The sequence below is a fragment of the Xenorhabdus bovienii genome, assembly GCF_024721015.1.
GTDB classification, from domain to species: Bacteria; Pseudomonadota; Gammaproteobacteria; order Enterobacterales; family Enterobacteriaceae; genus Xenorhabdus; species Xenorhabdus bovienii.
In genome coordinates this window covers 1-249 of the sequence record NZ_JANAIF010000465.1, presented here as the reverse complement: position 1 = coordinate 249, position 249 = coordinate 1, and the positions used below count along the sequence as shown (strand labels likewise).

At 34.5% G+C, this 249-nt stretch carries 1 protein-coding gene; it reads left to right on the top strand.

The window, feature by feature from the left end:
- On the top strand, positions 1–249 hold a 249-nt coding region (locus NXS07_RS21420; RefSeq protein WP_258087693.1), incomplete at both ends, for a hypothetical protein.

Sequence of the window (249 nt, the reverse complement as noted above, 5' to 3'; positions counted from 1 at the left end):
CAAAGGATACAGTGATATCAAAGCGGATTACGACTTCCATAACTTGGCAAGTATTGAGTCTTTTATCAAGAAAAACGGACACTTACCGGGATACAAGTCAGCAAAAGAAATTGCCAAAGAAGGATTGATTGATATCAGTACTACGCAACTTACCAACGTAGAGAAAATAGAGGAATTGTACTTACACTTAATCGAAAAAGATAAAGAAGTACAATCCTTGAAATCAGAATTAGAATCTCAAAAAGAAGA